A 24783-nucleotide genomic window follows, 5' to 3' on the forward strand; every position below is an offset into this window, starting at 1 on the left:
ATGTGTATCAATATAGTGTTATATTCAGCATTAGTTCTCTACTACACATAACATTTAACTGCTTGGAACTATTGTTATTCCCTAAAACGGAAACTTCAGAACCAGTTGATGCAGACAAAGTGAAAATGTATTTCTCACGCCCTAAACATACATCTGCACCTAATGCTAGACCTCCTTCAGTATAGATTGCTAATGTTATAAACGAGAGGGATTTCATAAAAAACTAAAGGTTACCTAATAAGATCATCAAGAAGCTATAAAAATTTTAATGGACGGATAACAGAAGTTTTGGTAACGATAGAGGTAGTGATGATAGAAAACCAAAACAAGATAAAAAGAAGAGTAATTTCACATTTTATAAGAACCATAAATAGAAATCCCCCATTTAGACTTTTCTTTTAAAAACCAAAACAAACTAAGCATCAATCACTTAAAAAAAGCTATTCATAAATTAATATTAATTTAACTTTTACAAACATCTAGACTATAGCTTGACGCGTAAATCTTTTATAACCAATCGTCACAAAAGATTTATGAAAACAAAATCAACAATTTTAAGCAAACTTAAATCAAGCTGCAATAGTCTAAAGCATACTCTAATTAATTTTTTTCATATAAATGAAAAAACAGAAAGTTCGCAAAACAGAGTTGTGCTATTAAGTACTTTTATAATTATACTATTTGGTATCTATTTTTTCTCTGTATTCCATAATGATTTTGAAAAATTCAATAGTCTCGTAACAAATTCTACTCTCGGCTTTACATTTATAGTTATTGCTACAACTCTATTTATATACAAACTGTTATTTTTTATTTATACAACCTACCACTACATAAAATACAAACCTATTGCATCGGCAGAAGATAGTCTATTACCAACATGTACAGTAATAGTACCTGCTTATAATGAAGGTAAGCAAGTTTGGGACACACTTATGAGTCTTGCAAAAAGTAATTACCCAGATTCAAAGCTTCAGTTATTAGCTATAGACGATGGTAGTAAAGATGACACTTGGAAATGGATGCAAGATGCAAAAGAAGCACTTGGAGATCGATTAGAAATCTATAAACAACCACAAAATAAAGGAAAGCGTCATGCCTTATACAGAGGATTTAATATAGGAACCGGAGATATATTTGTAACAGTAGATAGTGATTCTATTGTAACGGAAGATACCATTAGAAACCTCGTGAGCCCATTTGTGGAGCATGAGCAATGTGGAGCTGTTGCTGGAAACATAAGAGTTCTAAATAATAAAAAGGAAATGCTTCCTAAAATGTTAGATGTAAGTTTTGTAATGAGTTTTGAATTTGTGCGTTCTGCAGAAAGTAACTTAAACTCTGTATTATGTACACCAGGCGCTTTAGCTGCTTATAGACGTGCTGCTGTATTTAAATGTTTGCCAGAGTGGATAGATCAAAAATTTAATGGAAAACCCTCAGACATTGGCGAAGATCGTGCACTAACAAACATGATACTAAAACAAGGAGAGCACGTTCTATTTCAAAAAAATGCAATTGCTTACACTAATGTACCTGAAGAATATTTAGGTTTGTATAAAATGTTTATTAGATGGGGACGAAGTAATGTTCGTGAAAGTATAGAAATGGCAAAGTACGTTTTTACAAATTTTAGAGAAGGAAAAAAAACAGGCACTCGATTATTATTTATCAATCATTCTACGCAATTAATCATGAGTTTTCCTGTAGTAATTTTTATGCTGTTTTTTGTTTCGGCACATCCATTACTTTTTATAGGCTCTACAATGGTTAGTATTTTAATTCTTTCTACTTTTTCATTAGCCTTTTTTACTAATCAACATAAATCTTCTCAAGGATTTTGGGCCTACCCGTATAGCATTCTATTTACTTTTGGTTTATTCTGGATTACTCCATATGCCATAGCGACTGCCGGTAGAAGTGGTTGGTTAACTAGAGAATTAACGGAGTAATAATATATTCTAACTTAACAAATAAAGCTCATCAAAATTTGATGAGCTTTATTTGTTAAGTTTATTTCTTGACGCTTAAATATTATAAAATACACCTAAAATCGATATGCAATTTTAGGTACATAAAATAAACCACCAATATCCTCTCTAACGGCTCCTTCTATTTTATATGGAGAATATTGAACACCAAAACCAATAGTAATCTCATCGTTATTTTTAAAAGTTTTAACTAGTTCTATTGCTGGAGAAGCTAAAAACGCAGTAATACTTTCGTACTTTTCTTCGTCCTCTTCTTTACCTTCGTAAAACGGGTTTCTAGCATTTGTAGTTACATGAGACATACCTACTCCCAAACCAACGTTAATAGTTGTTTTTTCAGTTTTAATAATGTCTTTTTTAAATTTCAAAAAAGCATTAAACATAAAAGTGCTTTTTACTTGAATGGTGTCTATGGTTCGTAAATAAGTGAACTCATCTTTTTGGTTTGGAATAGCAAATTGTAAGGTTAAATCTATAGATTTTCTATTTTTAATTGGAAAATTCACTGTTAAATCTAACATTGGACTTGCACCAAAATACTCCTTCAAACCTTCTTGTGGAATTAGCATTCCTACTCCTAATTTAAAGGAAACGTCTTGCATATAGTCTTGGTATTTATTAAAATATTGTTGACTATTATAAACTGAAATGGTGTCGTTTTGTGCTTTTGCAAAAATTGAAAAGCATAGCATTGTGATAATAAATATTGAATTTTTCATGAGTTTAGTTTTTAAATTCAGGTCAAAATTATTGCTATAAACGCACCTTAAATGTGGTTAATCACGAATTTGAAAACTAATATTTGCGATTATCGCAAATATTAGATACATTTGAGTATGTACCAAACTGCCTTTCTTACGTTTTTAAAGACTGAATTACCAGAAAACACATCTATAATAGAAGCTGTTGCTACGGCTTTAGATATTAGTTACGATGCTGCACATAGGCGTGTTAGTTTAAAAAGCAAATTTTCTTTAGATGAAACGATTGTGTTGTCCAAGTACTACAATCTCTCTTTAGATCGACTATTTGAAACCACCTCTGCAGAGTTTGTAACTATAGAAAAAACAAAACATATTGAGAACGAGGCTGAGCTGCAATACTATTTTGAAGACTCTTACAATTCGCTTGTTCCTTTATTAAAACAAAAGAATAGCTCTATATTATATTCAGCTAAGGATATTCCTTTATTTTACAACTTAAATGGAGATGCCTTAAGCAGGTTTAAATACTATGTATGGCTAAAACTTTTAAATCCAGAATTAGCGACTAAAAGTTTCGAAAACTTTGCTCCTAGCTCTGCTTTGATTGAAGCTGGCAAGAGATTAGGTAGTTTATATAGTAATTTAAATACTCAAGAGGTTTGGGATATAACATCTATTAATAGTACGCTAAAACAAATTCATTTTTATTTTGAAGCTGGGCAGGTTGCTACCGAAACCGCTTTACATTTTTGTGACTTATTAAAAAAACTAATTGAGACTATTGCTGCTAAATTGGTAAATACAGATTTAGAATTTAAAATGTATTACAACGAACTGCATTTAATGAATAATAATGTTTTAGTGAATACTCCAAATGCACAAATGCTCTATGTCCCTTTTACTTTATTGTCCTATTACAAAACAAGCGATAAACATACATGCAAAGAAGCCGAGGCCTTTTTAAGGAAGCAATTACAGAATTCTAAATTATTAAATACTACTGGAGAGAAAGAGCGCAATACTTTTTTTAATAAGATTTATGCTAAAATTAATGCATTAAAAAAATTAATTGAAGCAACACAGGTTTTAGATTTTGAGTAAGCCATAAGAGTAAGTGCGTTAAGGATTGCAACGGCATCCTTTTTTTGCTGCCATATATGGCAAAAAAAGATATAGTGTAAAGCCTGACTTTTTTAAGCTTTTTTCGGCTAAAAAAGGAACGCCAAAAAAATAATTAATTTTTTTTGTAACAAAATGTACTCTTTCTACGTATAACTAGTGAGAGTAAAATATTCACGTCCGTTTTTTAGGGCATAAATCACAACTTACATACATGAGACAACTTAAAATTACCAAGCAGGTAACCAACCGTGAGACCGCATCATTAGACAAATACTTACAAGAAATTGGAAAAGTTGACTTAATTACCGCAGATGAAGAAGTAGAATTAGCACAACGTATTAAGGCTGGCGACCAGATCGCACTTGAGAAATTGACAAAGGCTAACTTACGTTTCGTAGTATCGGTGGCTAAGCAATACCAAAATCAAGGTTTAACGTTACCAGATTTAATTAATGAAGGTAATTTAGGGTTAATTAAAGCTGCACAACGTTTTGATGAAACGCGTGGTTTTAAATTTATATCTTATGCTGTATGGTGGATTAGACAGTCTATTTTACAAGCCTTAGCAGAGCAATCTCGTATTGTACGTTTACCGTTAAACAAGATTGGTTCTATTAATAAAATAAACAAAACTTTTGCTTTCTTAGAGCAAGCACACGAGCGTCCGCCAAGTGCTGAAGAGATTGCAAAAGAATTAGACATGACTATTAACGATGTTAAGGAGTCTATGAAAAATTCTGGCCGTCACGTAAGTATGGATGCGCCTTTAGTTGAAGGTGAAGATTCTAACTTATATGATGTATTAAATTCTGGTGAGTCACCAAATCCAGACCGTAACCTTTTACACGAGTCTTTACGTACTGAGATTGAACGTGCTCTTGAAACTTTAACGCCTCGTGAAGCAGATGTTATTAGATTATACTTTGGACTAGGAAACCAACACCCAATGACTTTAGAGGAAATTGGTGAAACTTTTGACTTAACACGTGAGCGTGTTAGACAGATTAAAGAAAAAGCTATTCGTAGATTAAAACATACGTCTAGAAGTAAAATATTAAAAACTTACTTAGGATAATCTAAGTTATAGTAACAAACAGTTATTCATAACTGTTCGTTTTTTGATTGATGAAAGAACCCGAAGCTGATTACTTCGGGTTCACTCATTTTATAAACTTTCTAATAGTGTTTAAATTCAAACGCATTGCTTTTAATCACACTTAATCGTATTAATTTGCTTTTATTCGCGTTTAAGAGTATTTAGTTGAAGACCTTTTGAAATCTATTTTTAATTAATATTGTATGATATTTGTATTCCCAAACATCTTTCTTTACTATGTTAAAATCTATTTGTTATAAAAGCCAAGTAAAACCCACTTTAAGTATTTTAGAGTTTGAATCTTTGTTTAACCAAACACAAACAAGTAACGATAAGTCTAATATTACTGGCGTTTTAGTAAAAAGTAAAGATATTTTTTTTCAAATAATAGAAGGAGACGTAGCGACAATTGATTCTCTTTTTGAAAAAATAAAAAAAGATAATAGGCATTCTGATATTATCGAACTTTTAAACAAACCTATCTCACAATTAAGCTTTAAGGCTTTCGACACCGGTTATACTCTAATTGATGATATAGATGAACTTTATGGTCTACAAATTTATATTACCGATTTACAGAATAATCATTTTGAAAATAGCACTCTGTTTTTAAAAATTATTGAAGACCTATTAACTACCGACTAATAAAAAACCTTAGCTTTGTAAAAACAAAACTACTACATATAATGTCTACAAAGTTAATTGCTCCTTCAATGCTTGCTGCCGATTTTGGCAACTTACAACGCGATACAGAAATGGTTAATAATAGTGAAGCCGATTGGTTTCATATTGATGTTATGGATGGCCATTTTGTGCCAAACATTTCTTATGGAATGCCTGTAATTGCCGCTATTAAAAAGCATGCTACAAAACCATTAGATGTACATTTAATGATTGAAAAGCCTGAACGCTATATTGAAGAGTTTGCTAAAGTTGGAGCAGATATCATTACAGTGCACCACGAGTCTACAGTACACCTGCACAGAACGCTAAGACAAATTAAAGATGCTGGTTGTAAAGCTGGTATTGTTTTAAATTTAACGACTCCCGTTTCTGTTTTAGAAGATATATTACCAGAATGTTATATGGTATTATTAATGTCTATTAACCCAGGTTTTGGTGGTCAGAAATTTGAAGAGATTACTTACCAACGCGTAAAGAAATTACGAAAAATGATTACTGACCAAGGTTTAGACACCAAAATAGAAATTGATGGAGGCGTTACAGATAAAAATATTGAAAAGCTAGTTGAAGCCGGAGCAGATGTTTTTGTGGCTGGAAGTCATATTTTTAAAAGTGAAGACCAAATGGAAGCTACTGCCAATCTTAAACGATTAGCCAATAAGTAATACAATTTATTTCTCTTAGCTTCTAGAATAATTATTAGTAGAGATTATTGAGATTAATATCCAGCAAAATTAAAGTTGAGCATTTGCTTTACTTTAATGTAAATTTTTGGAAATTGAGATTGAAACTCTGAAGGCGTTTCGATAAAATTTTCTACTAAAACTGAAATAAATTCAAAATGATTTTCGAAGGCATATTCTCTAAAATATCCTGAAGTAAGAAGTTTTTGCTTTACAACAACATTCTCATCAATATCTGTAGTAAGCTCTTGAAATGAATCTAAAAATATAGCAGCACTCGTACTGTATTTTCTAGATTTTAAAAATGAAACATGTAAGGCATGAATACACTCATGTACTCCTAGGTTTAAATTATCGTCTTCTGTAGCGTAACCTTTTTCAAAATCTTCCCACGAAAAAACCAAAGCTTTGTAAGACATATTAAACTCTCCCTTATGAAATGTTTGGTTTATATTCGAGAAATAGGCTTTTGGATAAATAACAATTTTATCAAGAACACCTATTTTATAATCCCTAAAACCAAAGGTTAGCTTTGTTGCAGTTGCAGCAATCTTAACTTTCATGGTGATATTAACTTCAATATCTTTACCAATAAACTCCCAGTTTTTTATAAAATACTGAATACGATGCTCGAAATTTTTCTTCTCTTTAGTATTTAACTTATTATAAAAAGCAAACTCATTTTCTAAGATCGCTTTATGTGATTCTGGAAGTTTGTTTTTAAAAAAATGTAAATGAGTGAAAAACTGTTTCTTTTTAACATACTCTACAAAAGCCATTTCGAAGAAAAGAAACAGACCACGAAAAACTATAAAAGCCACTAATAATCCTGTAACAACCGCAAGAATAATAAGAATAATTTTAAATACTAAAGGTGGATCTTTTTCTTGTAATAGATAAGTAATCCTTAATAAAATATTAATCATTTATGCCAGTTATAAACTCTAAAGGATCAAAATATCCTAATAAGTTACGTTATAAAAATAAGCTATGCTCGATTTGAAAATATACTGAGAAATTAATTTGGATTTGCAAGGTTGATACTTAAAGCTCCGCTTACAAATTCAAGGGCGCTTGATTTGATACATAACTTTAACTTTTACTAGTGACCTCGAGAGGATTCGAACCTCCAACCCTCAGAGCCGAAATCTGATATTCTGTCCAGTTGAACTACGAGGCCTAATAAACTAATTACTATTTAAAGAAAGCATCGTTAAGTTTTAATGCAGCTGGCCAATTCTTATTTCTACTTATTATAAAATCTTTTTTAGCATTAGCGTTGTCCTTTAACTTTAAATAGGAAACACCTCTACTGTATTCTGGTCTTCCGTTATTTAAATACTTATCGTTGATTACTTTTGTAAAGTAAGGAATTGCGTCTTTATAGTTTTTTGTTAAGTTCTCAAGTAGGCCTAATTTAAAATGCGTCGGCAAATTATTTGGCTCTAATTCTAAAACCTTTAAAAATTGAATTCTAGCATTAGTATAATCCTTTTGATCGAAATAATTATTCGCTGTTTTAAAATGTTCTGTCATCTCATCAATAATATTCTTACCCAATTTACTTGCTGCAATATCAGATTTAGACTTATTAGACATTATTTTAACAAGTTCACTTTTAAAACTTATAAGTTCTTTATCGTAAGGATAACTTTCTAATGCATAATTAACTTTACTTAAGGATAGAGAATTGTCTCTATAATATTTTCTTATATCGTTACACATATTTAACCAAGCGACTGTGTGATCTGGCCTAACCATAAAATGTCTATCATACAAATCAAACAAAGCTATAGTATCGTTTTGTTTTTTATAGATTCCTTGTAAAATATAAAAGTTAGATTCTATACATGGCATTACATCAAAAACTTCTTTAGAATAAGCAAATGCACTATCTTCTTTCTTTATAAAATTAAACATCATGGCTTTTAATGTTTTTGGCCATAAATTATTTTCTACATTAGAAATAGAGTTATTTAAATGTAATAATGCTTTATCGTACTTTTTATTATTAATTGCAAATAATCCCTTAATATCATCATTTGTCATACCTATTTGATTTACATAAGGAAAACTAGGCAACATTTGAATAACTTGATTATATGAATATTTATATTTTAAAGTAAAAGCATCCTTACTCTTTACTTCTCTCATTAATTCATACTGTACTGTAGATGCTTTATAGTCTATATAATGAGTAATAACATTTAAGAGTAATAAAACAACAAAACTATAGCCTAATGCTTTTTGTACTTTATTAATTTTAAGCTTATCCGGAACTTGTTCATTATTGTTCGAAAAACCTAAAATAATTGCGAGAACTAACGCAAAAACTATTTGAATTGGTGCTCTGTGGTGAGGGAAATTAAAAAAAGCATCAATCATATAGCTTAACAAGGCTAAAGCGAGGCTAATAATTATAAATTTACTTGTATCCGTTTTTGCTTTATAATAATGTTTAATAAGTGTTATGAAACAAATAATATAAATACTTATATATAACAAAAAGCCTATTATTCCTGTTTCTGCTAATGATTGTAAATAATCATTATGAACATGTGTACTAAATACAACTCCTTTATTTCTTCTATTAAGATAAAGGCTTATTTTAGAGTTATGTCTCCAATTACCAACTCCAACACCAATAATTGGTGACTTTTTAAAGTCAGTAATTGCGGAATTCCAAATGTCTTTTCTACCAGAGCCATCAACCAAATTTGATTTCCCTTTTGGGTTATATAAATCCTTCTCTGCTTTAGTAAAAAACAACTCTACATAAGAATTTAATTTGTCTTTATAAATTCTATTTATTGATATAGAAAAACCATAAGCTATAAAAGCTACAATTACTAACGGCAAAATAGTATTAACACTTCTCTGGATAGAGTATTTTGAAATAACAAAATAAGCTATTGAAAAAACAACCAGAACAATAGCCATAATTACAGCTGCTGTTCTAGCTCCTATTAAAAATAGACTTGTAATTACAAATAACACAACTATTAAAGAAATATTTTTTCTAAAACCTTTAAGCTGCTGAAAAACAAACAATAAAAATGGTAATTTAATTACAATTGCAGTTGCTAGAATGTTTCGATTACCATATCGATGAGGAATACTCATCATTAGCTCATGTGTTCTTAACTCACTTGATTTGGAATAAAAATAAGAAACAACCTCAAAAGATTCAATAAATAAAATAACACTAATTATTAGGCTTAATCCAAAAAAACTAAAGAATTTTCTATCCCTAAAAACTATATATAAATTAAAAACACTAAATATAAAAGTGAATATTCTTGATAAATATAATATACTTTCATCAATAATAATTGATTGAGTCATAGACAAACAAGACACAATAAAAGTCATGATTTGAATTCCAAAAAATAATTTTACGTGTTTTGGAAAAGTAAAAGCCAAATATCCTGGTGCAAATAAATAATACAAAAAAACTACAACATTTAATGTCCCTATATAAAACCACTGAGTAGCAGCAAAATCAAAAGCACCTAGCGATGGTACAAATAGAGTCATTAAATACAAAAAAATAATTACATAATTTACATTACTTGTTTTTTTAAAAAGTGTATTCATTATATTTAATGTTGATTAAAAACAAAGCTTGAAATAAAACTACAACTTACTTTCTTCGTGACTGTGATAGGAGTCGAACCTACAACCGTTGGAGCCGAAATCCAATACTCTATCCAATTGAGCTACACAGCCTTTTTAATAATGTCTAAGACAATTTATTTTTTACAATTGTAGAAACAGTTTTCCCGTCTGCTCGTCCTGCAACTGCTTGATTAACTATGCCCATTACCTTTCCCATATCTTTCATGCCTTGTGCTCCTGTTTTAGCAATCGCATCCTCAACAAGCTTACCCACTTCTTCTTCGCTCATAGCTTCTGGTAAAAACTGAGAAATTACTTTAGCTTCTTCTAATTCTGGTGTTGCTAAATCTTCTCTACCTTGTTCCAAAAAAATTGCAGCACTATCCTTACGCTGTTTAACCTGCTTTTGAAGTATTTTAAGCTCCTGCTCTTCGGTTAATTCCTCTTTAGCTCCACTTTCAGTTTGCGCTAATAATATTGCAGATTTCACTGCTCTTAAAGCAGTTAATGCAACCGTATCTTTACTCTTCATAGCCGTTTTTAGGGCTGTCATTATATTTGTTGATAAACTCATAATATTATTGTTTTTGGATTACGAAGATAGGAAAAAGTAAGACGTTTGATAAGACCTCTAAGGATTAAAAAACAAAACCCAAAACGTTGAGGGACGTTTTGGGTTTAAATGGATTAATTATCTTGCTTACACTATTAATAAATACAATTTAACCTAAATTCATTTATAAGATTCCGTTCTGAAAACGAGATTAGTTCTATTAGCTGTTTTTATTTAGACTGCGTCTTGTAAAAACAGAATTTTATTAATCTACGTTATCGTGCAAGAATGAATTGTTATTTCTTAATTGAATATCATCATTATCATCTATGCTTAGTGTTGTTTTAGATACATTAGCTTCAGACGATGAATGTCGAGCTTCATCCAAACTTAAACCTTGACGTTTGTAAGCTGGAATTTTTTCGATATCATCAATTTTAGAAGCATTGAATTTATGATTAAAAGACTTCATTTTTGATCTTCTATCATTTGCTCTCTCTTTTAAAATATCTGAAATAGAACTGTTCATAGGATCTAAATCTTCTTCTCGAGTCGTAACAACTTCTTCTTGAGTAATTACTTTCTTCTCGAAAACAACTTCTCTATCAACAATTTCTTCAACTTTAACTTCTTCTTTTTTTGTATTTATACTAGAAGTCTCCTCTTCATAATCATCTAGAACGTAACGAACTTCTTCATTTTTTAGAACCTCGGCTACTGGAGTAAACTCAACCGGCTCGTTTACTTCAATTTCGTTTAAATTAAAAACAATATTCTCTTCTGTTTCTAATTCCACCTCTACACTTTCTTCATGTATTGGTAGATCGAAACTTAAAGTAATTTGTTTTTTCTCTTCCTCTTCTTCAATTTCATTAGATTGAAAAGTGTTAACACTGTTTTCTGTTGAAGTAATAACAAAATCTTCTTCTGTATCAAAATTAGCCAAAACTTCGTCGTAAACAACATCAATGTTTTTAATCACTTCAGAAGTTGGAATCAATCCCAATTCTTCTAAAGAAACACTTCTCTGCTTGTTTACAAAATTCATTTCCATTACACTTAAAGAATCTTCCGTATCTTCATCTAAATCTAAAGTATGCTTAACCACTTTTGGTGGTTCTGGTTTTTGTACAACTACTTCAGGAGTAATAATAACAGGAGGTGTTAAATCCTTTTCAATACTTTGTTCTTCCTCTAAAGCATGGATTACTTTCTTTGTTTCTGTATTAGAAATTTCGTCTTGCTGCTCTATATTAAAACCTGTTGCTATAATAGTTACAGCAATAGATTCTTCTAAAGACTCATCTTCACCAACACCCATGATAATGTTAGCTCCGTGGCCTGCTTCTACTTGAATATGATCGTTAATTTCACCAATTTCATCAATAGTAATTTCTTGAGAACCAGAAACGATTAGCAACAATACGTTTTTGGCACCAGTAATTTTATTATCGTTTAATAAAGGCGAATCTAAAGCTTTTGAAATCGCTTCGAATGCTCTGTTTTGCCCAGAAGATATAGAAGAACCCATAATAGCCGTTCCACTGTTACTTAATACTGTTTTAGCATCACGTAAATCAATGTTTTGCGTGTAATGGTGTGTAATTACTTCGGCAATACCACGAGACGCTGTAGCTAATACTTCATCGGCTTTCGAGAACCCGGCTTTAAAACCAAGATTACCATAGACCTCTCTTAATTTATTATTATTAATTACAATTAACGAATCTACTTCGCTACGTAATTTTTCTATACCAATTTGCGCTTGTTCATTACGCATTTTTCCTTCAAATTGAAAAGGCATAGTTACTATACCTACAGTTAAAATGTCCATTTCTTTGGCCATTTTAGCTATAATAGGTGCAGCTCCAGTTCCAGTTCCTCCACCCATTCCAGCAGTAATGAATACCATTTTAGTATTCGTTCCTAACATTTGTTGGATTTCTGAAAAACTCTCTACTGCAGATTGCATACCTACTTCTGGGTTTGCTCCTGCTCCTAATCCTTCTGTAAGGTTTAGGCCCAATTGTATTTTATTTGGTACACCACTGTTATGAAGTGCTTGTGCATCTGTATTACAGATTACAAAGTCTACTCCTTTAATTCCTTGTTGGAACATGTGGTTAATAGCGTTGCTACCACCTCCTCCAACACCAATAACCTTGATGACGTTAGATTGATTTTTAGGTAAATCAAAGGCGATACTTTCGAATTCTTTGTTGCTCATAAAATTCTGTTTATTTTAATCAATTAATTGCTTATTCTTTATTCTTAAATTATTCTGCGTTGTCTAAAAAATCTTTAACACGCTCTGTTAACGCATCTAAAAAAGAGCGTTTTTGTTTTATTACTGGCTGTACTACTTCATCTTCTTCTTCAATAGTCTCTTCTATTGTAGTTTCTATAACCTCTTCTACTATTTCCTCAATAACCTCTTCTGCTTTAACTCGCTCTTGACGTTTTAAACCATCCATTACTAAACCTACAGCCGTAGCAAACAATGGACTTGTAATAGCATCGTCGCTATCTCCCGCTAAATGCTCGTTTGGATAGCCAACTCTTGTATCCATACCTGTTATATATTCTACTAACTGTTTAAGATGTTTTAATTGTGCTCCTCCACCTGTTAATACAATACCGGCTATTAGTTTTTTCTTTTGTTCTTCGTGTCCGTAGTTTTTAATTTCAACATACACTTGTTCTATTATTTCAACTACTCTAGCATGAATAATTTTAGATAGATTTTTTAATGTAATTTCTTTTGGATCTCTACCTCTCAAGCCTGGAATAGAAACAATCTCGTTGTCTTTATTCTCTCCTGGCCATGCTGAACCAAATTTTATTTTTAATAACTCTGCTTGCTTTTCTATAATAGAACAGCCTTCTTTTATGTCTTCTGAAATAACATTTCCTCCAAATGGAATTACTGCGGTATGACGTATAATACCATCTCTAAAAATGGCTAAATCTGTTGTACCGCCTCCTATATCAATTAAAGCAACACCTGCTTCTTTTTCTTCTTGGCTTAACACTGCATTGGCAGATGCTAAAGGTTCAAGCGTAATACCTTCTAACTCTAAACCTGCACTTTTTACACAACGCCCAATATTTCTAATAGAAGACACTTGACCAACAACAACATGGAAATTAGCTTCTAATCGCCCTCCATACATTCCTATTGGCTCTTTAATCTCTGCTTGTCCATCAATTTTATATTCTTGTGGCAATACATGAATAATTTCTTCGCCAGGTAGCATTACTAATTTATGCACTTGGTTGATTAAACGATCGATATCGTCCTCATCAATTACAGTTTCAGAATCTGCTCTAGTAATATAATCACTGTGCTGTAAACTACGAATATGCTGTCCTGCAATACCCACAGTTACGCCAACTATTTTTGTCGCAGCGGCAGCTTCGGCCTCTTGAATAGCCAACTGAATGGATTGGATAGTTTGTGTAATATTATTTACCACACCGCGATGCACACCCAAACTTTTAGACTTACCAATGCCTAAAATTTCGACTTTACCATACTCATTTTTACGTCCAATCATTGCCACAATTTTTGTGGTTCCAATGTCTAATCCAACTGCTAAATTCTGTTCCATAATTTATACTTTAGTGCAAACAACTTGGTTTTCAAATTGCAAATTCACTTTGCTGTATTTATCCAAACTCTTATCTTTAATTGCTTTTTTTAAAAAAGCTTTAAGGTTGTTTACTTTCTTATCTAAATATTCAAGTTTTCCAATTTGCACTATAAAACTGCATTGTCTTAACTTTAAATCTATAGACATATTTTTATTCTGAATAATTTCTACAACATTCTTTTTCAAGAATTCATCATTCTCAATTCTGCTAGCTATAGCAAAAATATTGCTTAAATTTTTCTTTGACACTTCACCAGTTACCATCGGTACTCGTGCAGTGAAATTAGCTGATAATGGCATATAACCACCTTTATTATCTATGTAATAAGAGCTTTCATCCAAGACTCTCGCTATAGGTTCTTTCTGTTTTATTTTTGCTGAAAAATTTCCATTTACGTCTAAAAAAACTTCCGCTTTTTCAATCATGGCATTAGCATTTAGAGCAGATTCTAATACATTCAAATCTAAAGTTTCTTTAGGCACACTCGTAAGTGGTTCATGATTTTGTATTAACAATTTACTAACAGTCTCATGCGTTATAAATGGCTTCTTTTCTTCTACAAATTCAACAGTTGTTTTCACCACCTTTCTACCGCCATTTCTTGCCGAAGAAAACGCAAATAAAAATACGACCACACTAAGCAGCACTATACCTTTTATGTAGTTCCAATTAACCTTCATGAATCAACGCTTCTCTTATCTTATTTACCTCTACACCAATATCTCCCGCACCAATAGTGAGGATAATTTTAGCTTTACTTTCTTTTATTGTCTGAATGATTTCAGATTTACTAATTAATCCTTTATTAGGATTATCTATTTGACTTAATAACCATTGCGATGTTACACCTTCAATAGGTAATTCTCTTGCTGGATAAATATCCAACAGAAGCACCTCGTCGAACTGCGAAAGACTCTGTGCAAATTCCGCTCCAAAATCCTTAGTTCTAGAAAATAAATGTGGTTGAAAAATCGCTAACACTTTATCTTCAGGATACATTTCTCTAACCGCTTGATGTACAGCATTAATTTCTTCAGGATGATGCGCATAATCATCTATAAAAACAAGATCATCGGTTTTTATTTGATACGTAAAACGACGTTTTACACCTTTGTAAGACGCCAATGCCTTAACAAGATCCGGCGCAGAAACACCATATTCTAAAGCCATTGCTAAAGCAATTAAAGCATTAGATAAATTGTGCCTACCTGGCAGATTAAATTGAACTTGCTCAAGTACTGTATTTGGTGTTTTAACATCAAACACATAAGCGCCATTTTGTATTTTTATATTTTGAGCGCAATAATCAGAATCATCTTCTATTCCGTAAGTAATTCCTTTTAAAGGCAAACCATTTTTAACAAATAGCTTTCCGTTTGGCTTTAATTTTTTAGAAAAATCTTCAAACGTTCTTATCAATTCTGAAGCATCTCCGTAAATATCTAAATGATCTGCATCCATTGAAGTAATACATGCTAAATCTGGAGACAACGTTAAAAACGAACGATCAAATTCATCAGCCTCAACAACACTTACTTCATCTCCATTTAGTATTAAATTAGAATTATAATTCTCACTAATACCACCTAAAAAAGCAGTTAGCGGCACATTACATTCCATCATAATATGTCCTAATATACTTGTTGTCGTTGTTTTACCATGCGTTCCTGCAACAGCTAAACAAAAAGTGTTTTCTGTAATTAACCCTAATATTTCTGAACGTTTTAAAACCTCAAAACCATTCTCTTTAAAATAATTAAGCAACTTATTATCCTTCGGAATTGCAGGCGTGTATACGACAAGCGTATCGTTAGGATTTAAAAACGAACTCTCTATCGTTTCAACACTATCATTAAAAACTACATCAACTCCCAATGCTTCAAGTCCGTCAGTTATTACCGTCTTCGTTTTATCGTAGCCAGAAACATGCTTATTAGTTGCCTTGAAATAGCGTGCAATTGCACTCATTCCAATACCTCCAATACCCACAAAGTAGATGTTATGTATGTTGTTTAAATTCATATTAATTCTTCAAAAGTTTTTCAACTTCGTCTGCTATTTCTTTTGTAGCATTTACTAATGCTAATTTTTTAATATTATCACTTAGTTGTTTCTGTTTTTCCGCGGAAGCGATCAACTGAGAAAATTTATTTTTAAAATCAACTATCAAATCCTCTTGAGCAATCATTAAAGCCGCATTTTCATCTACAATTGCTTTTGCATTTTTAGTTTGATGGTCTTCTGCCACATATGGTGAAGGCACAAAAACTACAGGCTTCCCAACAATACACAACTCTGACACTGATCCTGCTCCTGCTCTTGAGATAATAATATCTGCAGCTGCATAAGCTAAATCCATATTATTTATATATTCATGCACCTGCACATGCTTTATATCTCCATTAATTTTATAATCTTTATAACACAATTTACCTGTCTGCCAGATAATTTGCACTTGTTGTGTTTGTAAAAAGTCTAACTCTCTTTTTAGTAATTCGTTTATTGCTTTCGCTCCCAAACTTCCGCCTAGAACTAAAAGTGTTTTTTTACCTTCAACTAAACCAAAATACTTTATTGCTTCCTCTCTTTTTGATGCAATATCTAATAAATCTTGACGAACAGGATTTCCTGTTTTTAATATTTTATTCTTCGGAAAAAAGCGCTCCAAACCATCGTAAGCAACACAAATTTTCTGCACTTTTTTAGCTAATAATTTATTTGTAATCCCTGGATAAGAATTCTGTTCCTGTATTAAACTCGGTATCCCTTTAGAAACTGCCATTTGCAATAAAGGACCACTAGCAAAACCTCCGGTTCCTATAGCAACATCTGGCTTAAATTGTTTTACAATTTTTCTAGCATTCCATAAACTATTAATAAGTTTAAACGGAAACATTAAATTTTTAAGCGTCAACTTTCTTTCTATTCCAGTAATCCACAAGCCTTTTATTTTATAACCTGCTTGAGGCACTTTTTCCATTTCCATACGATCTTTTGCTCCGACAAAAAGAAACTCCGCATCTGGAAAACGAGACTTTAACTCGTTTGCAATAGCAATAGCAGGATAGATATGTCCACCTGTACCACCACCTGATAATATAATTTTATAATGACTCATTTATATCGCTTCCGAAAGAATTTCTAGTGGATTTTGCTCCACACCTTCTTCATTTTCTTTTCCTTTTATCTCTTCTCTTTTAGCACTTACGCTTAATATTATTCCTATTGCCAAACACGTCATCCAGATAGAGGTTCCTCCACTACTAATTAATGGTAATGTTTGACCAGTAACGGGAAACAACTCTACTGCAACCGCCATATTTATCATGGCCTGAAATACTATTGGAATACCAACACCTAGCGCCAATAATTTACCAAAAATAGTATCAGACTTTTGCGCTACTATAACAATTCTAAATAACAGCCACATATACAACACTAGCAAAAACAATCCTCCGATAAGACCATATTCCTCAATAATAATTGCGAAAATAAAATCTGACGACGATTGAGGTAAAAAGTTTTTTTGTGTACTTTTTCCTGGACCCACTCCCCAAAATTCTCCTGAGGCTATTGCAATTTTAGCTTTTTCTATTTGATAATCTCCATCAGAATCTCCTTCACCAGAAAAATTCTCAATCCTATTCATCCATGTATCTACACGATTAGGCATGGCATCTGGAAATGCTTTAGCAACCAAAATAAACATGACTAACGCCAAAATTCCTGAACCAATAATAACCGCCAAATAACGCACAGGATAACCTCCTAAAAACACCAAAATTACAACCATTAAAAATATTAATGCTGTTGTAGAAAAATTGGATGGCAAAATTAACGCTAAAACTAGAAATACAGGTATCCAAAGTGGTAAAATTGAATCTTTAAAAGATACATTTTCATCTTTTGTCTTCGACATATACCTTGCCACATAAACCATTAACACCACTGATGCTAATGTTGATGTTTGAAAAGACATGTTAACGAATGGAATACGAATCCATCGACTTGCATTAGCGCCTTCAATTGTTGTTCCTTGAAGAATTGTAACAACCAATAATACCAACACAATTGGAATCATGATCATAGACAAACCTCTAAAATAACGATACGGCACTTTATGAACACCATACATAATAGAGAAGCCTAAAAACAAATGCATAAAGTGTTTTATAAAATATGAAAACGTATTAGAGTTCCCACCAATATTCACCAAATTACTAGCAGCACTATACACAGGAAGAAATGAGAAAATAGCCAGTAAAGCAGCTATTGCCCAGATTAATCGATCTCCTTTTATATTTTTAAATACTTGTTGCACTTTTACTTTTAATTATACGTTATCAAGACGCTTTTAGGCGTCTCGATTTATTTATTTTTTACTCTTAATTATACCACTCTAACAATCAACAAGTTTCATACTATAAAACTTATCTAAATAACATCACTTTTTACAAATTTCTAACGGCATCTTTAAATTGCCTTCCTCTATCCTCATAGTTTTCGAACAAATCGAAACTTGCACAAGCTGGAGACAACAATACATTATCACCTGCTTCAGCCACTTTATAAGCAATCTTTACAGCCTCACTCATAAATTGAGTTTCAACAATAACATCAACCATATTACCAAAGTTTTCCAATAACTTCGCATTATCTACGCCTAAACAAATAATAGCTTTTACTTTTTCGTTTATAAACGGAAACAAACCTGTATAGTCATTTCCTTTATCTATTCCTCCAACAATCCAAACCGTTGGCGAATCCATACTTTCTAAAGCATAATATGTAGCATTTACATTTGTAGCCTTCGAATCGTTTATATACTGTACTTTATTAATTTTAAGCACTTGCTCTAAACGATGTTCTACACCATGAAAATTCTCTAAACTTTCACGAATAGTTTGTTTTCTAATTTTTAACAAATGTGCTACAGTTGAAGCAGCCATTGCATTTTTAACATTGTGCTTCCCTTCTAAAGCTAGATTTTTTGTTGGCATAATTATTTGATTATTATCAATTGTTATTTTTATATTTTCTTTGTCCAAATACGCACCATTTTCTATTGTTTTCACCAATGAAAACGGCAATAATTTAGATTGAATCGTATTCTCACTTAACCAGTTATTTATTACTTCGTCATCGGCATCATAAATCAAATAATCTTCTTTTGTTTGATTTAGAGCAATTCTGAATTTTGAATCGATATAATTTTCAAATTTATAATCATAACGATCTAGATGATCTGGTGTAATATTGGTAAGCACAGCAATGTTTGGCTTAAAATCTACAATTCCGTCCAACTGAAAACTGCTAATCTCTAGCACATAGTTTTTAAAATCATCTTCTAAAACTTGCTTCGCAAAACTATCTCCAATATTTCCAGCTAAACCAACATTTAATTCTTGTTTTAGAATATGATGTGTTAGTGACGCTGTTGTCGTTTTTCCATTACTTCCTGTAATACCGACAATTGTCGCGTTAGTATACCTGGCTGCGAATTCAATTTCAGAAATGACTGGAATTTTATTACCAATAAGCTTTTGAATTAACGCCACCTTATCAGGAATTCCAGGACTTTTCATGACAACATCTGCGTTTAGAATCTTAGATTCGGTATGCTGCTGCTCTTCCCATTCAATCTCATTATGTATAAGAACTTTTTTGTACTTCTCTTTTATTATTCCTTTATCTGAAACAAACACAGCATAGCCTTTTGCTTTCGCCAAAAGCGCAGTACCCACTCCACTTTCTCCTGCTCCAAGAATTACCAATCGTTTCATTTTTTTATTTTTCTTTTGTCATTTCTACAAAGGCAGAAACCTCAAAACTCACTTCTTAATTTAACACCTACAAGGTTTTAAAAACCTTGCCGGAAAACATTACCTTAATTTCAACGTCACAATCGTTAGAATAGCCAGAAAAATACCGACAATCCAAAAACGTGTTACTATTTTACTTTCGTGATAACCTCCTTTTTGATAATGATGATGCAGCGGCGACATTTTAAAAATGCGTCGTCCTTCACCATATTTTTTTCTTGTGTATTTAAACCAACTTACTTGTAAAATTACAGACAGCGATTCCGCAAAAAAGATTCCACATAACAACGGAATTAAAAGCTCTTTTCTAACCGCTATCGCGATTACCGCTATAATTCCTCCAATAGTTAAACTACCTGTATCACCCATAAACACTTGAGCCGGATACGTATTGTACCATAGAAAACCAATTAATGCTCCAGCAAAAGCTGCAATAAACACAACGAGCTCTCCTAAACGCGGAATAAACATGACATTGAGATAATCTGAGAACACAATATTCCCTGAAACAAAAGCAAATATGGCTAACACAAAAACAATAATAGCAGAACTTCCTGCTGCGAGACCATCGATACCATCGGTTAGATTAGCACCATTTGAAACGGCTGTAATTATAAAAATTACTATTGGAATAAAAACCAACCATGCATACTTAGCATAATCATCTCCAAGCCATGTTACCAAACTAGAATAATCGAACTCATTATCTTTTACAAATGGAATTGTTGTTTTAAGCGATTGCTCCTCTGGATTAAATTCTTTAGCTGAGTTTTGCGTAATTAATTCTGTTTCATAAACCGGATTCACTTTTTCAGTTTTAATAGTAACTCCAGGATGAAAGTACATGATTGCACCAACAAAAATTCCTAAACCTACTTGCCCTAAAACTTTAAATTTACCACTTAAACCTGCTTTATCTTTTTTAAATACTTTTATATAATCGTCTGTAAAACCTACTAATCCCATCCAAATGGTTGTTACAATCAGCATGATAACATAAATATTTTCAAGCTTAGCAAACAACAATACTGGAATTAATGTTGAAAAAATAATAATTAAACCACCCATTGTTGGTGTACCTGCTTTTTCAACTTGACCTTCTAAACCTAAATCTCTAACCGATTCTCCTACTTGCATTTTTTGCAGTAGGCGAATAATTTTCTTTCCAAAAATTGTAGAAAACAACAACGACGTAATAATTGCTAAAGCAGCACGAAACGTTATAAACTGAAACACACTCGCTCCTGTTAATTGGAATTGTTTTTCTAAATATTCGAATAGGTAGTATAACATTATTTATTCTTATTTTTTTTCATTCCTACCAAGGTGGGAATCTATTTTATTTTATTAATATTCATACCTACAAGGTTTTTAAAACCTTGCAGGAGACAACATATTATTTGTCTAGTTGTTTTAATAATTCTTTTACAATCTTGAAATCATCAAAATCGCTACGCTTTCCATTTACTTCTTGATACGTTTCATGGCCTTTCCCTGCTATTAGTATAATATCTCCTTCATTTGCTAACTGACATGCGGTTTTAATAGCCTGTTTTCTATCTACAATAGACAACGTTTTCTTAAAATTCTGAGGCTCGACACCTTTCTCCACTTCTTCAATAATAGTTTCAGGAACTTCAGTTCTTGGATTATCGCTTGTAAAAACCGCTTTAGTACTTAGAGCTGAAGCAATATGGCCCATTTTTGGTCGCTTTGTTTTATCTCTGTCACCACCACAACCAACAACAGTAATTAGTTCTTCATTTTTAGCACGAATACTATTTATTGTTTCCAATACATTCTTTAAAGCATCTGGTGTATGTGCATAATCTACAATAGCAGTTATTTTTCCTTCAGAAATTAAATATTGAAATCTCCCACTTACACTTTCAAGCACACTTATTAAACGAAGGATCTCTGTTTTTTCAAGTCCTAGTAATTCCGCAGTAGCGTAAATAGCTAAAACATTAGAAGCATTAAATCCACCTATTAATTTTGTCCAAACTTCGCTATTATTAACCTTTAGCAACATGCCGCTAAAAGAATTCTCAAGAATTTGAGCCTTATAATCTGCGTAATTTTTTAATCCGTATTTATACTGTTTAGCTTTTGTATTCTGAAGCATTACTGCTCCATTTTTATCATCTGCATTTGTTATTGCAAACGCATTTTTTCCGAGGTTATCGAAAAACGATTTTTTAATATCTCGATATTCTGCAAACGTGTTATGATAATCTAAATGATCGTGAGTAAGATTAGTAAAAACACCACCTGCGAACTCCAAACCTTCGGTTCTTTTTTGATGAATACCATGAGAGCTCACTTCCATGAAACAGAACTCTACACCTTCATCATTCATTTCTTTTAAATAACGATTAATCGTTAAAGAATCTGGTGTTGTATGTGTTGCTTTATAATCTTTCTCATCCACTTTAATAACCACAGTAGACAATAAACCAACTTTATAACCCGCTTTTTTAAAGAGCTGAAATAACAACGTTGCAATTGTTGTTTTTCCGTTTGTACCAGTAACACCAACCAACCTTAAATTTGATGATGGATTACCATAATAATTAGAAGCCATAACCGCTAAAGCCGAACTAGAATCCTCGACCACTATATAACTAACGCCATCTTGCAACATTTCTGGCAATTCCTCGCAAACAACAGCAACTGCTCCTTGCTCCACTGCTTTTTCTATATAAGCATGACCATCTACAACACTACCTTTTATTGCCACAAACACATCGTTTACAGCTATGTTTTTTGAGTTAAAATGAATAGCACCAATAGACACACTTGTTGCTCCAACAACGCTATTGACAGTAACCTTATATAATATGTCTTTTAATAACTTCACGATAATTCTAAAACTATAGTTTGATTTTTCTTTACTTTTTGTCCTTTTGGAATGGATTGCGATTTCACAACACCATCACCATTCATTTTTACTTTTAACCCTAAATTCTCACATAACGCCAAAGCATCCATTACTGGCAAACCAATAATACTTGGCATGATTGTTAAATAGGTGTTTGCAGTATCATAAAAATTTTGATACTCCTTATCTATTGAAGCATTTTCAACTTCTAAAGATTCTATTTCGTCAATTATAGGCGTATCTGTAAAAATCTTTTGCGCGATACGCTTAAATACTGGACCTGTTACATCTGCACCATAAAAACCAACTTTTATACTTGGTTTATGTATTACCACAATACACGAATATTTAGGATTCTCTACAGGAAAATAACCTGCAAAAGACGACACATACTTTTTATCTTTTTTCCACTTCTCAAAATTGCTGTAGTCCGTTCTTGCCGTTCCTGTTTTTCCTGCCATAGAAAAGTATTTTGAATACATTCCTTTTCCTGTTCCATGCTCTACAACATTTTCTAAAAGCTTTTGTGCTTTTTTTATCGTTGCATCTGAAGCAATTTTCTTTACACGAACTACTTTTTCAAAACTCTCAATCTCCCTGTCTAATTCTTTTACCTGACGCAAAAAACGAGGCTTAAGCATCTCACCATCGTTTGCAACAGCATTATAAAACGTTAATGTTTGCAGCGGTGTTAACTGCATATTATAACCATAAGCCATAGAAGGCAATGCGTTTCTACTCCATATTTTGTCGCCTGGCTCAGGTATTACTGGATTACCTTCTCCTACAATTGGCAAGTCTAAATTTTCATGAAGCTTCCACTGTTTCAATCTATCTATAAACTTCTTTGGGTTTTTAGAATAATTATCGTCAACAATAGTTGCTAAGCCAATATTAGACGACTTCTCGAACGCCTTTCCTGCAGAAATTTTACCATAACCACGCGTATCTGTAATCCCTCTACCATAAAATGTCTTATACCCACTTTTTGTATCAATAATAGTAGAAGTATCTATGACTTTATCCTCTAAAGCAGCCATTATAGCCATTAACTTAAAAGTCGAACCCGGCTCATGAGACTCCCAAACCGCATAATTTCTTTTTTCGTAATACTTACCAGATTTAGATTTCCCTAAGTTTGAAATTGCTCTAATCTCACCTGTCTTAACCTCCATTACAACAACACAACCATGTTCTGCATCGTACTTCTCTAATTGCTCTAATAAAGAGTGATGTGCTATATCCTGAATATTTACATTTATGGTGGTATAAATATCATAACCATCTTGTGGCTCAATCTCGTTTGAATCTTTAATAGGCTTCCATTGTCCTTTACCTATTTTCTGTTTCATTCGATGCCCATCGACACCCTTTAAATATTTCTCTCCAAATGCACCATCTAATCCTGCACGTGTTATATTACCATCTTCGTCTGTACGCTCATAACCTATGGTTCTCATAGAAATCCCACCCATAGGATGCTCGCGTTTTGTTGTTTGCTCGACAATTAAACCACCTTTAAAAGCACCTAATTTTAATAATGGAAAATCGCGCAACCTTATATAATCTGAATACCCAATATCACGAGCTAACAAATAATAACGGTTTTTCTTCGCTCTCGCTTTTCTTAAGTTTTCTCTATAATAACTCGAAGATCTTCCTGAGTATTTTGATAACGAATCGCATAACGGACCTATTTGCTCCTGCCACACCTTTTTCTTTGGCGTTTTTGTATCTATTCTAATATCGTACTTAGGAATTGACGTTGCTAATAAGTTTCCGTTTACAGAATACACATTACCTCTATTTGCAGGAATTGGCTTATTTTCAATTGTACCTTTATCTGCTAGCTCACGATACTTATCACCATTAATATATTGAATGGTTAACAGTTTTATAACCACAGCAAGGCCGAAGATGAACATACATCCAGCCACAAAATACAATCGGTTTAATATGTTCGTTTCGTTTACTG

Annotated in this window: 20 protein-coding genes and 2 tRNA genes; 5 read left to right on the top strand and 17 right to left on the bottom strand. The window is 32.2% G+C overall.

Translation table 11 applies throughout. From position 1 onward, the window contains the following. Nucleotides 1-7: 7 nt before the first annotated feature. The gene (locus tag ASC44_RS17875) at nt 8-217 is read right to left on the bottom strand and encodes a hypothetical protein (RefSeq protein WP_152973286.1); all 210 of its coding nucleotides are present in this window, start codon (nt 215-217) and stop codon (nt 8-10) included. Nucleotides 218-533: 316 nt separating this feature from the next. Here ASC44_RS17875 and ASC44_RS06485 point away from each other — a divergent pair, with 316 nt between their 5' ends. Beyond that, a complete protein-coding gene (locus tag ASC44_RS06485) occupies nt 534-1952 on the top strand; it encodes a glycosyltransferase family 2 protein (RefSeq protein ID WP_055446801.1) in 1419 nt (472 codons plus the stop codon). Nucleotides 1953-2047: 95 nt separating this feature from the next. On the opposite strand, the gene ASC44_RS06490 is transcribed toward ASC44_RS06485, so the two are convergent. Next, nucleotides 2048-2710, bottom strand: coding sequence for a hypothetical protein (locus ASC44_RS06490; RefSeq protein ID WP_055446802.1), 663 nt, complete (start codon nt 2708-2710; stop codon nt 2048-2050). Between the two features lie 117 nt (nt 2711-2827). On the opposite strand from ASC44_RS06490, the gene ASC44_RS06495 reads away from it, so the two are divergent. The 4 genes from ASC44_RS06495 (at nt 2828) to rpe (ending at nt 6262) form a co-directional block, all read left to right on the top strand. Then, nucleotides 2828-3796: a hypothetical protein gene (locus ASC44_RS06495; RefSeq protein WP_055446803.1), complete on the top strand. Its 969-nt coding sequence runs from the start codon at nt 2828-2830 to the stop codon at nt 3794-3796. A 232-nt stretch (nt 3797-4028) separates the two neighbouring features. Next, nucleotides 4029-4892: a sigma-70 family RNA polymerase sigma factor gene (locus ASC44_RS06500; protein WP_055446804.1), complete on the top strand. Its 864-nt coding sequence runs from the start codon at nt 4029-4031 to the stop codon at nt 4890-4892. A gap of 258 nt (nt 4893-5150) precedes the next feature. Further along, the gene (locus ASC44_RS06505; RefSeq protein WP_055446805.1) at nt 5151-5558 is read left to right on the top strand and encodes a BLUF domain-containing protein; all 408 of its coding nucleotides are present in this window, start codon (nt 5151-5153) and stop codon (nt 5556-5558) included. 41 nt (nt 5559-5599) lie between these two features. After that, the gene (rpe, locus tag ASC44_RS06510) at nt 5600-6262 is read left to right on the top strand and encodes a ribulose-phosphate 3-epimerase (protein WP_055446806.1); all 663 of its coding nucleotides are present in this window, start codon (nt 5600-5602) and stop codon (nt 6260-6262) included. A 53-nt stretch (nt 6263-6315) separates the two neighbouring features. Here rpe and ASC44_RS06515 read toward each other — a convergent pair whose 3' ends face one another. The 15 genes from ASC44_RS06515 to ASC44_RS06585 form a co-directional block, all read right to left on the bottom strand. Next, nucleotides 6316-7206, bottom strand: coding sequence for a zinc-dependent peptidase (locus ASC44_RS06515; RefSeq protein WP_055446807.1), 891 nt, complete (start codon nt 7204-7206; stop codon nt 6316-6318). Between the two features lie 180 nt (nt 7207-7386). After that, a tRNA-Arg gene (locus ASC44_RS06520) sits at nt 7387-7460 on the bottom strand. Between the two features lie 14 nt (nt 7461-7474). Further along, on the bottom strand, nt 7475-9877 hold the full coding sequence (locus tag ASC44_RS06525) for an O-antigen ligase family protein (protein WP_055446808.1): 2403 nt from the start codon (nt 9875-9877) through the stop codon (nt 7475-7477). Between the two features lie 58 nt (nt 9878-9935). After that, nucleotides 9936-10009, bottom strand: a tRNA-Arg gene (locus tag ASC44_RS06530). A 13-nt stretch (nt 10010-10022) separates the two neighbouring features. Beyond that, a complete protein-coding gene (locus tag ASC44_RS06535; protein WP_055446809.1) occupies nt 10023-10472 on the bottom strand; it encodes a GatB/YqeY domain-containing protein in 450 nt (149 codons plus the stop codon). A 244-nt stretch (nt 10473-10716) separates the two neighbouring features. Continuing rightward, nucleotides 10717-12678 carry a cell division protein FtsZ gene (gene ftsZ, locus ASC44_RS06540; RefSeq protein WP_055446810.1) on the bottom strand — a complete coding sequence of 654 codons (1962 nt, stop codon included), beginning with the start codon at nt 12676-12678 and terminating at the stop codon, nt 10717-10719. A 49-nt stretch (nt 12679-12727) separates the two neighbouring features. Next, the gene (ftsA, locus tag ASC44_RS06545; protein WP_055446811.1) at nt 12728-14062 is read right to left on the bottom strand and encodes a cell division protein FtsA; all 1335 of its coding nucleotides are present in this window, start codon (nt 14060-14062) and stop codon (nt 12728-12730) included. Nucleotides 14063-14065: 3 nt separating this feature from the next. Next, complete coding sequence (locus tag ASC44_RS06550) at nt 14066-14785, bottom strand: cell division protein FtsQ/DivIB (RefSeq protein ID WP_055446812.1); 720 nt, start codon at nt 14783-14785, stop codon at nt 14066-14068. Then, on the bottom strand, nt 14775-16127 hold the full coding sequence (murC, locus tag ASC44_RS06555; protein WP_055446813.1) for a UDP-N-acetylmuramate--L-alanine ligase: 1353 nt from the start codon (nt 16125-16127) through the stop codon (nt 14775-14777). Before murC ends, ASC44_RS06550 begins: the two co-directional genes overlap by 11 nt. Before the next feature lies 1 nt (nt 16128). Next, nucleotides 16129-17223, bottom strand: a complete 1095-nt coding sequence (murG, locus tag ASC44_RS06560; RefSeq protein ID WP_055446814.1) for an undecaprenyldiphospho-muramoylpentapeptide beta-N-acetylglucosaminyltransferase — start codon at nt 17221-17223, stop codon at nt 16129-16131. Then, nucleotides 17224-18426, bottom strand: a complete 1203-nt coding sequence (locus ASC44_RS06565) for an FtsW/RodA/SpoVE family cell cycle protein (protein WP_055446815.1) — start codon at nt 18424-18426, stop codon at nt 17224-17226. 130 nt (nt 18427-18556) lie between these two features. Continuing rightward, on the bottom strand, nt 18557-19888 hold the full coding sequence (gene murD / locus ASC44_RS06570) for a UDP-N-acetylmuramoyl-L-alanine--D-glutamate ligase (RefSeq protein ID WP_055446816.1): 1332 nt from the start codon (nt 19886-19888) through the stop codon (nt 18557-18559). Nucleotides 19889-19987: 99 nt separating this feature from the next. After that, on the bottom strand, nt 19988-21220 hold the full coding sequence (gene mraY, locus ASC44_RS06575; RefSeq protein ID WP_055446817.1) for a phospho-N-acetylmuramoyl-pentapeptide-transferase: 1233 nt from the start codon (nt 21218-21220) through the stop codon (nt 19988-19990). Nucleotides 21221-21323: 103 nt separating this feature from the next. Continuing rightward, nucleotides 21324-22787 carry a UDP-N-acetylmuramoyl-L-alanyl-D-glutamate--2,6-diaminopimelate ligase gene (locus tag ASC44_RS06580; RefSeq protein WP_055446818.1) on the bottom strand — a complete coding sequence of 488 codons (1464 nt, stop codon included), beginning with the start codon at nt 22785-22787 and terminating at the stop codon, nt 21324-21326. Beyond that, on the bottom strand, nt 22784-24733 hold the full coding sequence (locus tag ASC44_RS06585) for a penicillin-binding protein (protein WP_055446819.1): 1950 nt from the start codon (nt 24731-24733) through the stop codon (nt 22784-22786). Before ASC44_RS06585 ends, ASC44_RS06580 begins: the two co-directional genes overlap by 4 nt. Nucleotides 24734-24783 lie beyond the last annotated feature (50 nt).

Source organism: Lacinutrix mariniflava (assembly GCF_001418015.1).
In the GTDB taxonomy this organism is placed as follows: domain Bacteria; phylum Bacteroidota; class Bacteroidia; order Flavobacteriales; family Flavobacteriaceae; genus Lacinutrix; species Lacinutrix mariniflava.

Bases quoted from the DNA above. Each gene is read 5' to 3' on its own strand.
- ASC44_RS17875 (WP_152973286.1), bottom strand. From the start codon at position 217: ATGAAATCCCTCTCGTTTATAACATTAGCAATCTATACTGAAGGAGGT.
- ASC44_RS06485 (WP_055446801.1), top strand. From the start codon at position 534: ATGAAAACAAAATCAACAATTTTAAGCAAACTTAAATCAAGCTGCAAT.
- ASC44_RS06490 (WP_055446802.1), bottom strand. From the start codon at position 2,710: ATGAAAAATTCAATATTTATTATCACAATGCTATGCTTTTCAATTTTT.
- ASC44_RS06495 (WP_055446803.1), top strand. From the start codon at position 2,828: ATGTACCAAACTGCCTTTCTTACGTTTTTAAAGACTGAATTACCAGAA.
- ASC44_RS06500 (WP_055446804.1), top strand. From the start codon at position 4,029: ATGAGACAACTTAAAATTACCAAGCAGGTAACCAACCGTGAGACCGCA.
- ASC44_RS06505 (WP_055446805.1), top strand. From the start codon at position 5,151: ATGTTAAAATCTATTTGTTATAAAAGCCAAGTAAAACCCACTTTAAGT.
- rpe (WP_055446806.1), top strand. From the start codon at position 5,600: ATGTCTACAAAGTTAATTGCTCCTTCAATGCTTGCTGCCGATTTTGGC.
- ASC44_RS06515 (WP_055446807.1), bottom strand. From the start codon at position 7,206: ATGATTAATATTTTATTAAGGATTACTTATCTATTACAAGAAAAAGAT.
- ASC44_RS06525 (WP_055446808.1), bottom strand. From the start codon at position 9,877: ATGAATACACTTTTTAAAAAAACAAGTAATGTAAATTATGTAATTATT.
- ASC44_RS06535 (WP_055446809.1), bottom strand. From the start codon at position 10,472: ATGAGTTTATCAACAAATATAATGACAGCCCTAAAAACGGCTATGAAG.
- ftsZ (WP_055446810.1), bottom strand. From the start codon at position 12,678: ATGAGCAACAAAGAATTCGAAAGTATCGCCTTTGATTTACCTAAAAAT.
- ftsA (WP_055446811.1), bottom strand. From the start codon at position 14,062: ATGGAACAGAATTTAGCAGTTGGATTAGACATTGGAACCACAAAAATT.
- ASC44_RS06550 (WP_055446812.1), bottom strand. From the start codon at position 14,785: ATGAAGGTTAATTGGAACTACATAAAAGGTATAGTGCTGCTTAGTGTG.
- murC (WP_055446813.1), bottom strand. From the start codon at position 16,127: ATGAATTTAAACAACATACATAACATCTACTTTGTGGGTATTGGAGGT.
- murG (WP_055446814.1), bottom strand. From the start codon at position 17,223: ATGAGTCATTATAAAATTATATTATCAGGTGGTGGTACAGGTGGACAT.
- murD (WP_055446816.1), bottom strand. From the start codon at position 19,888: ATGAAACGATTGGTAATTCTTGGAGCAGGAGAAAGTGGAGTGGGTACT.
- mraY (WP_055446817.1), bottom strand. From the start codon at position 21,220: ATGTTATACTACCTATTCGAATATTTAGAAAAACAATTCCAATTAACA.
- ASC44_RS06585 (WP_055446819.1), bottom strand. From the start codon at position 24,733: ATGTTCATCTTCGGCCTTGCTGTGGTTATAAAACTGTTAACCATTCAA.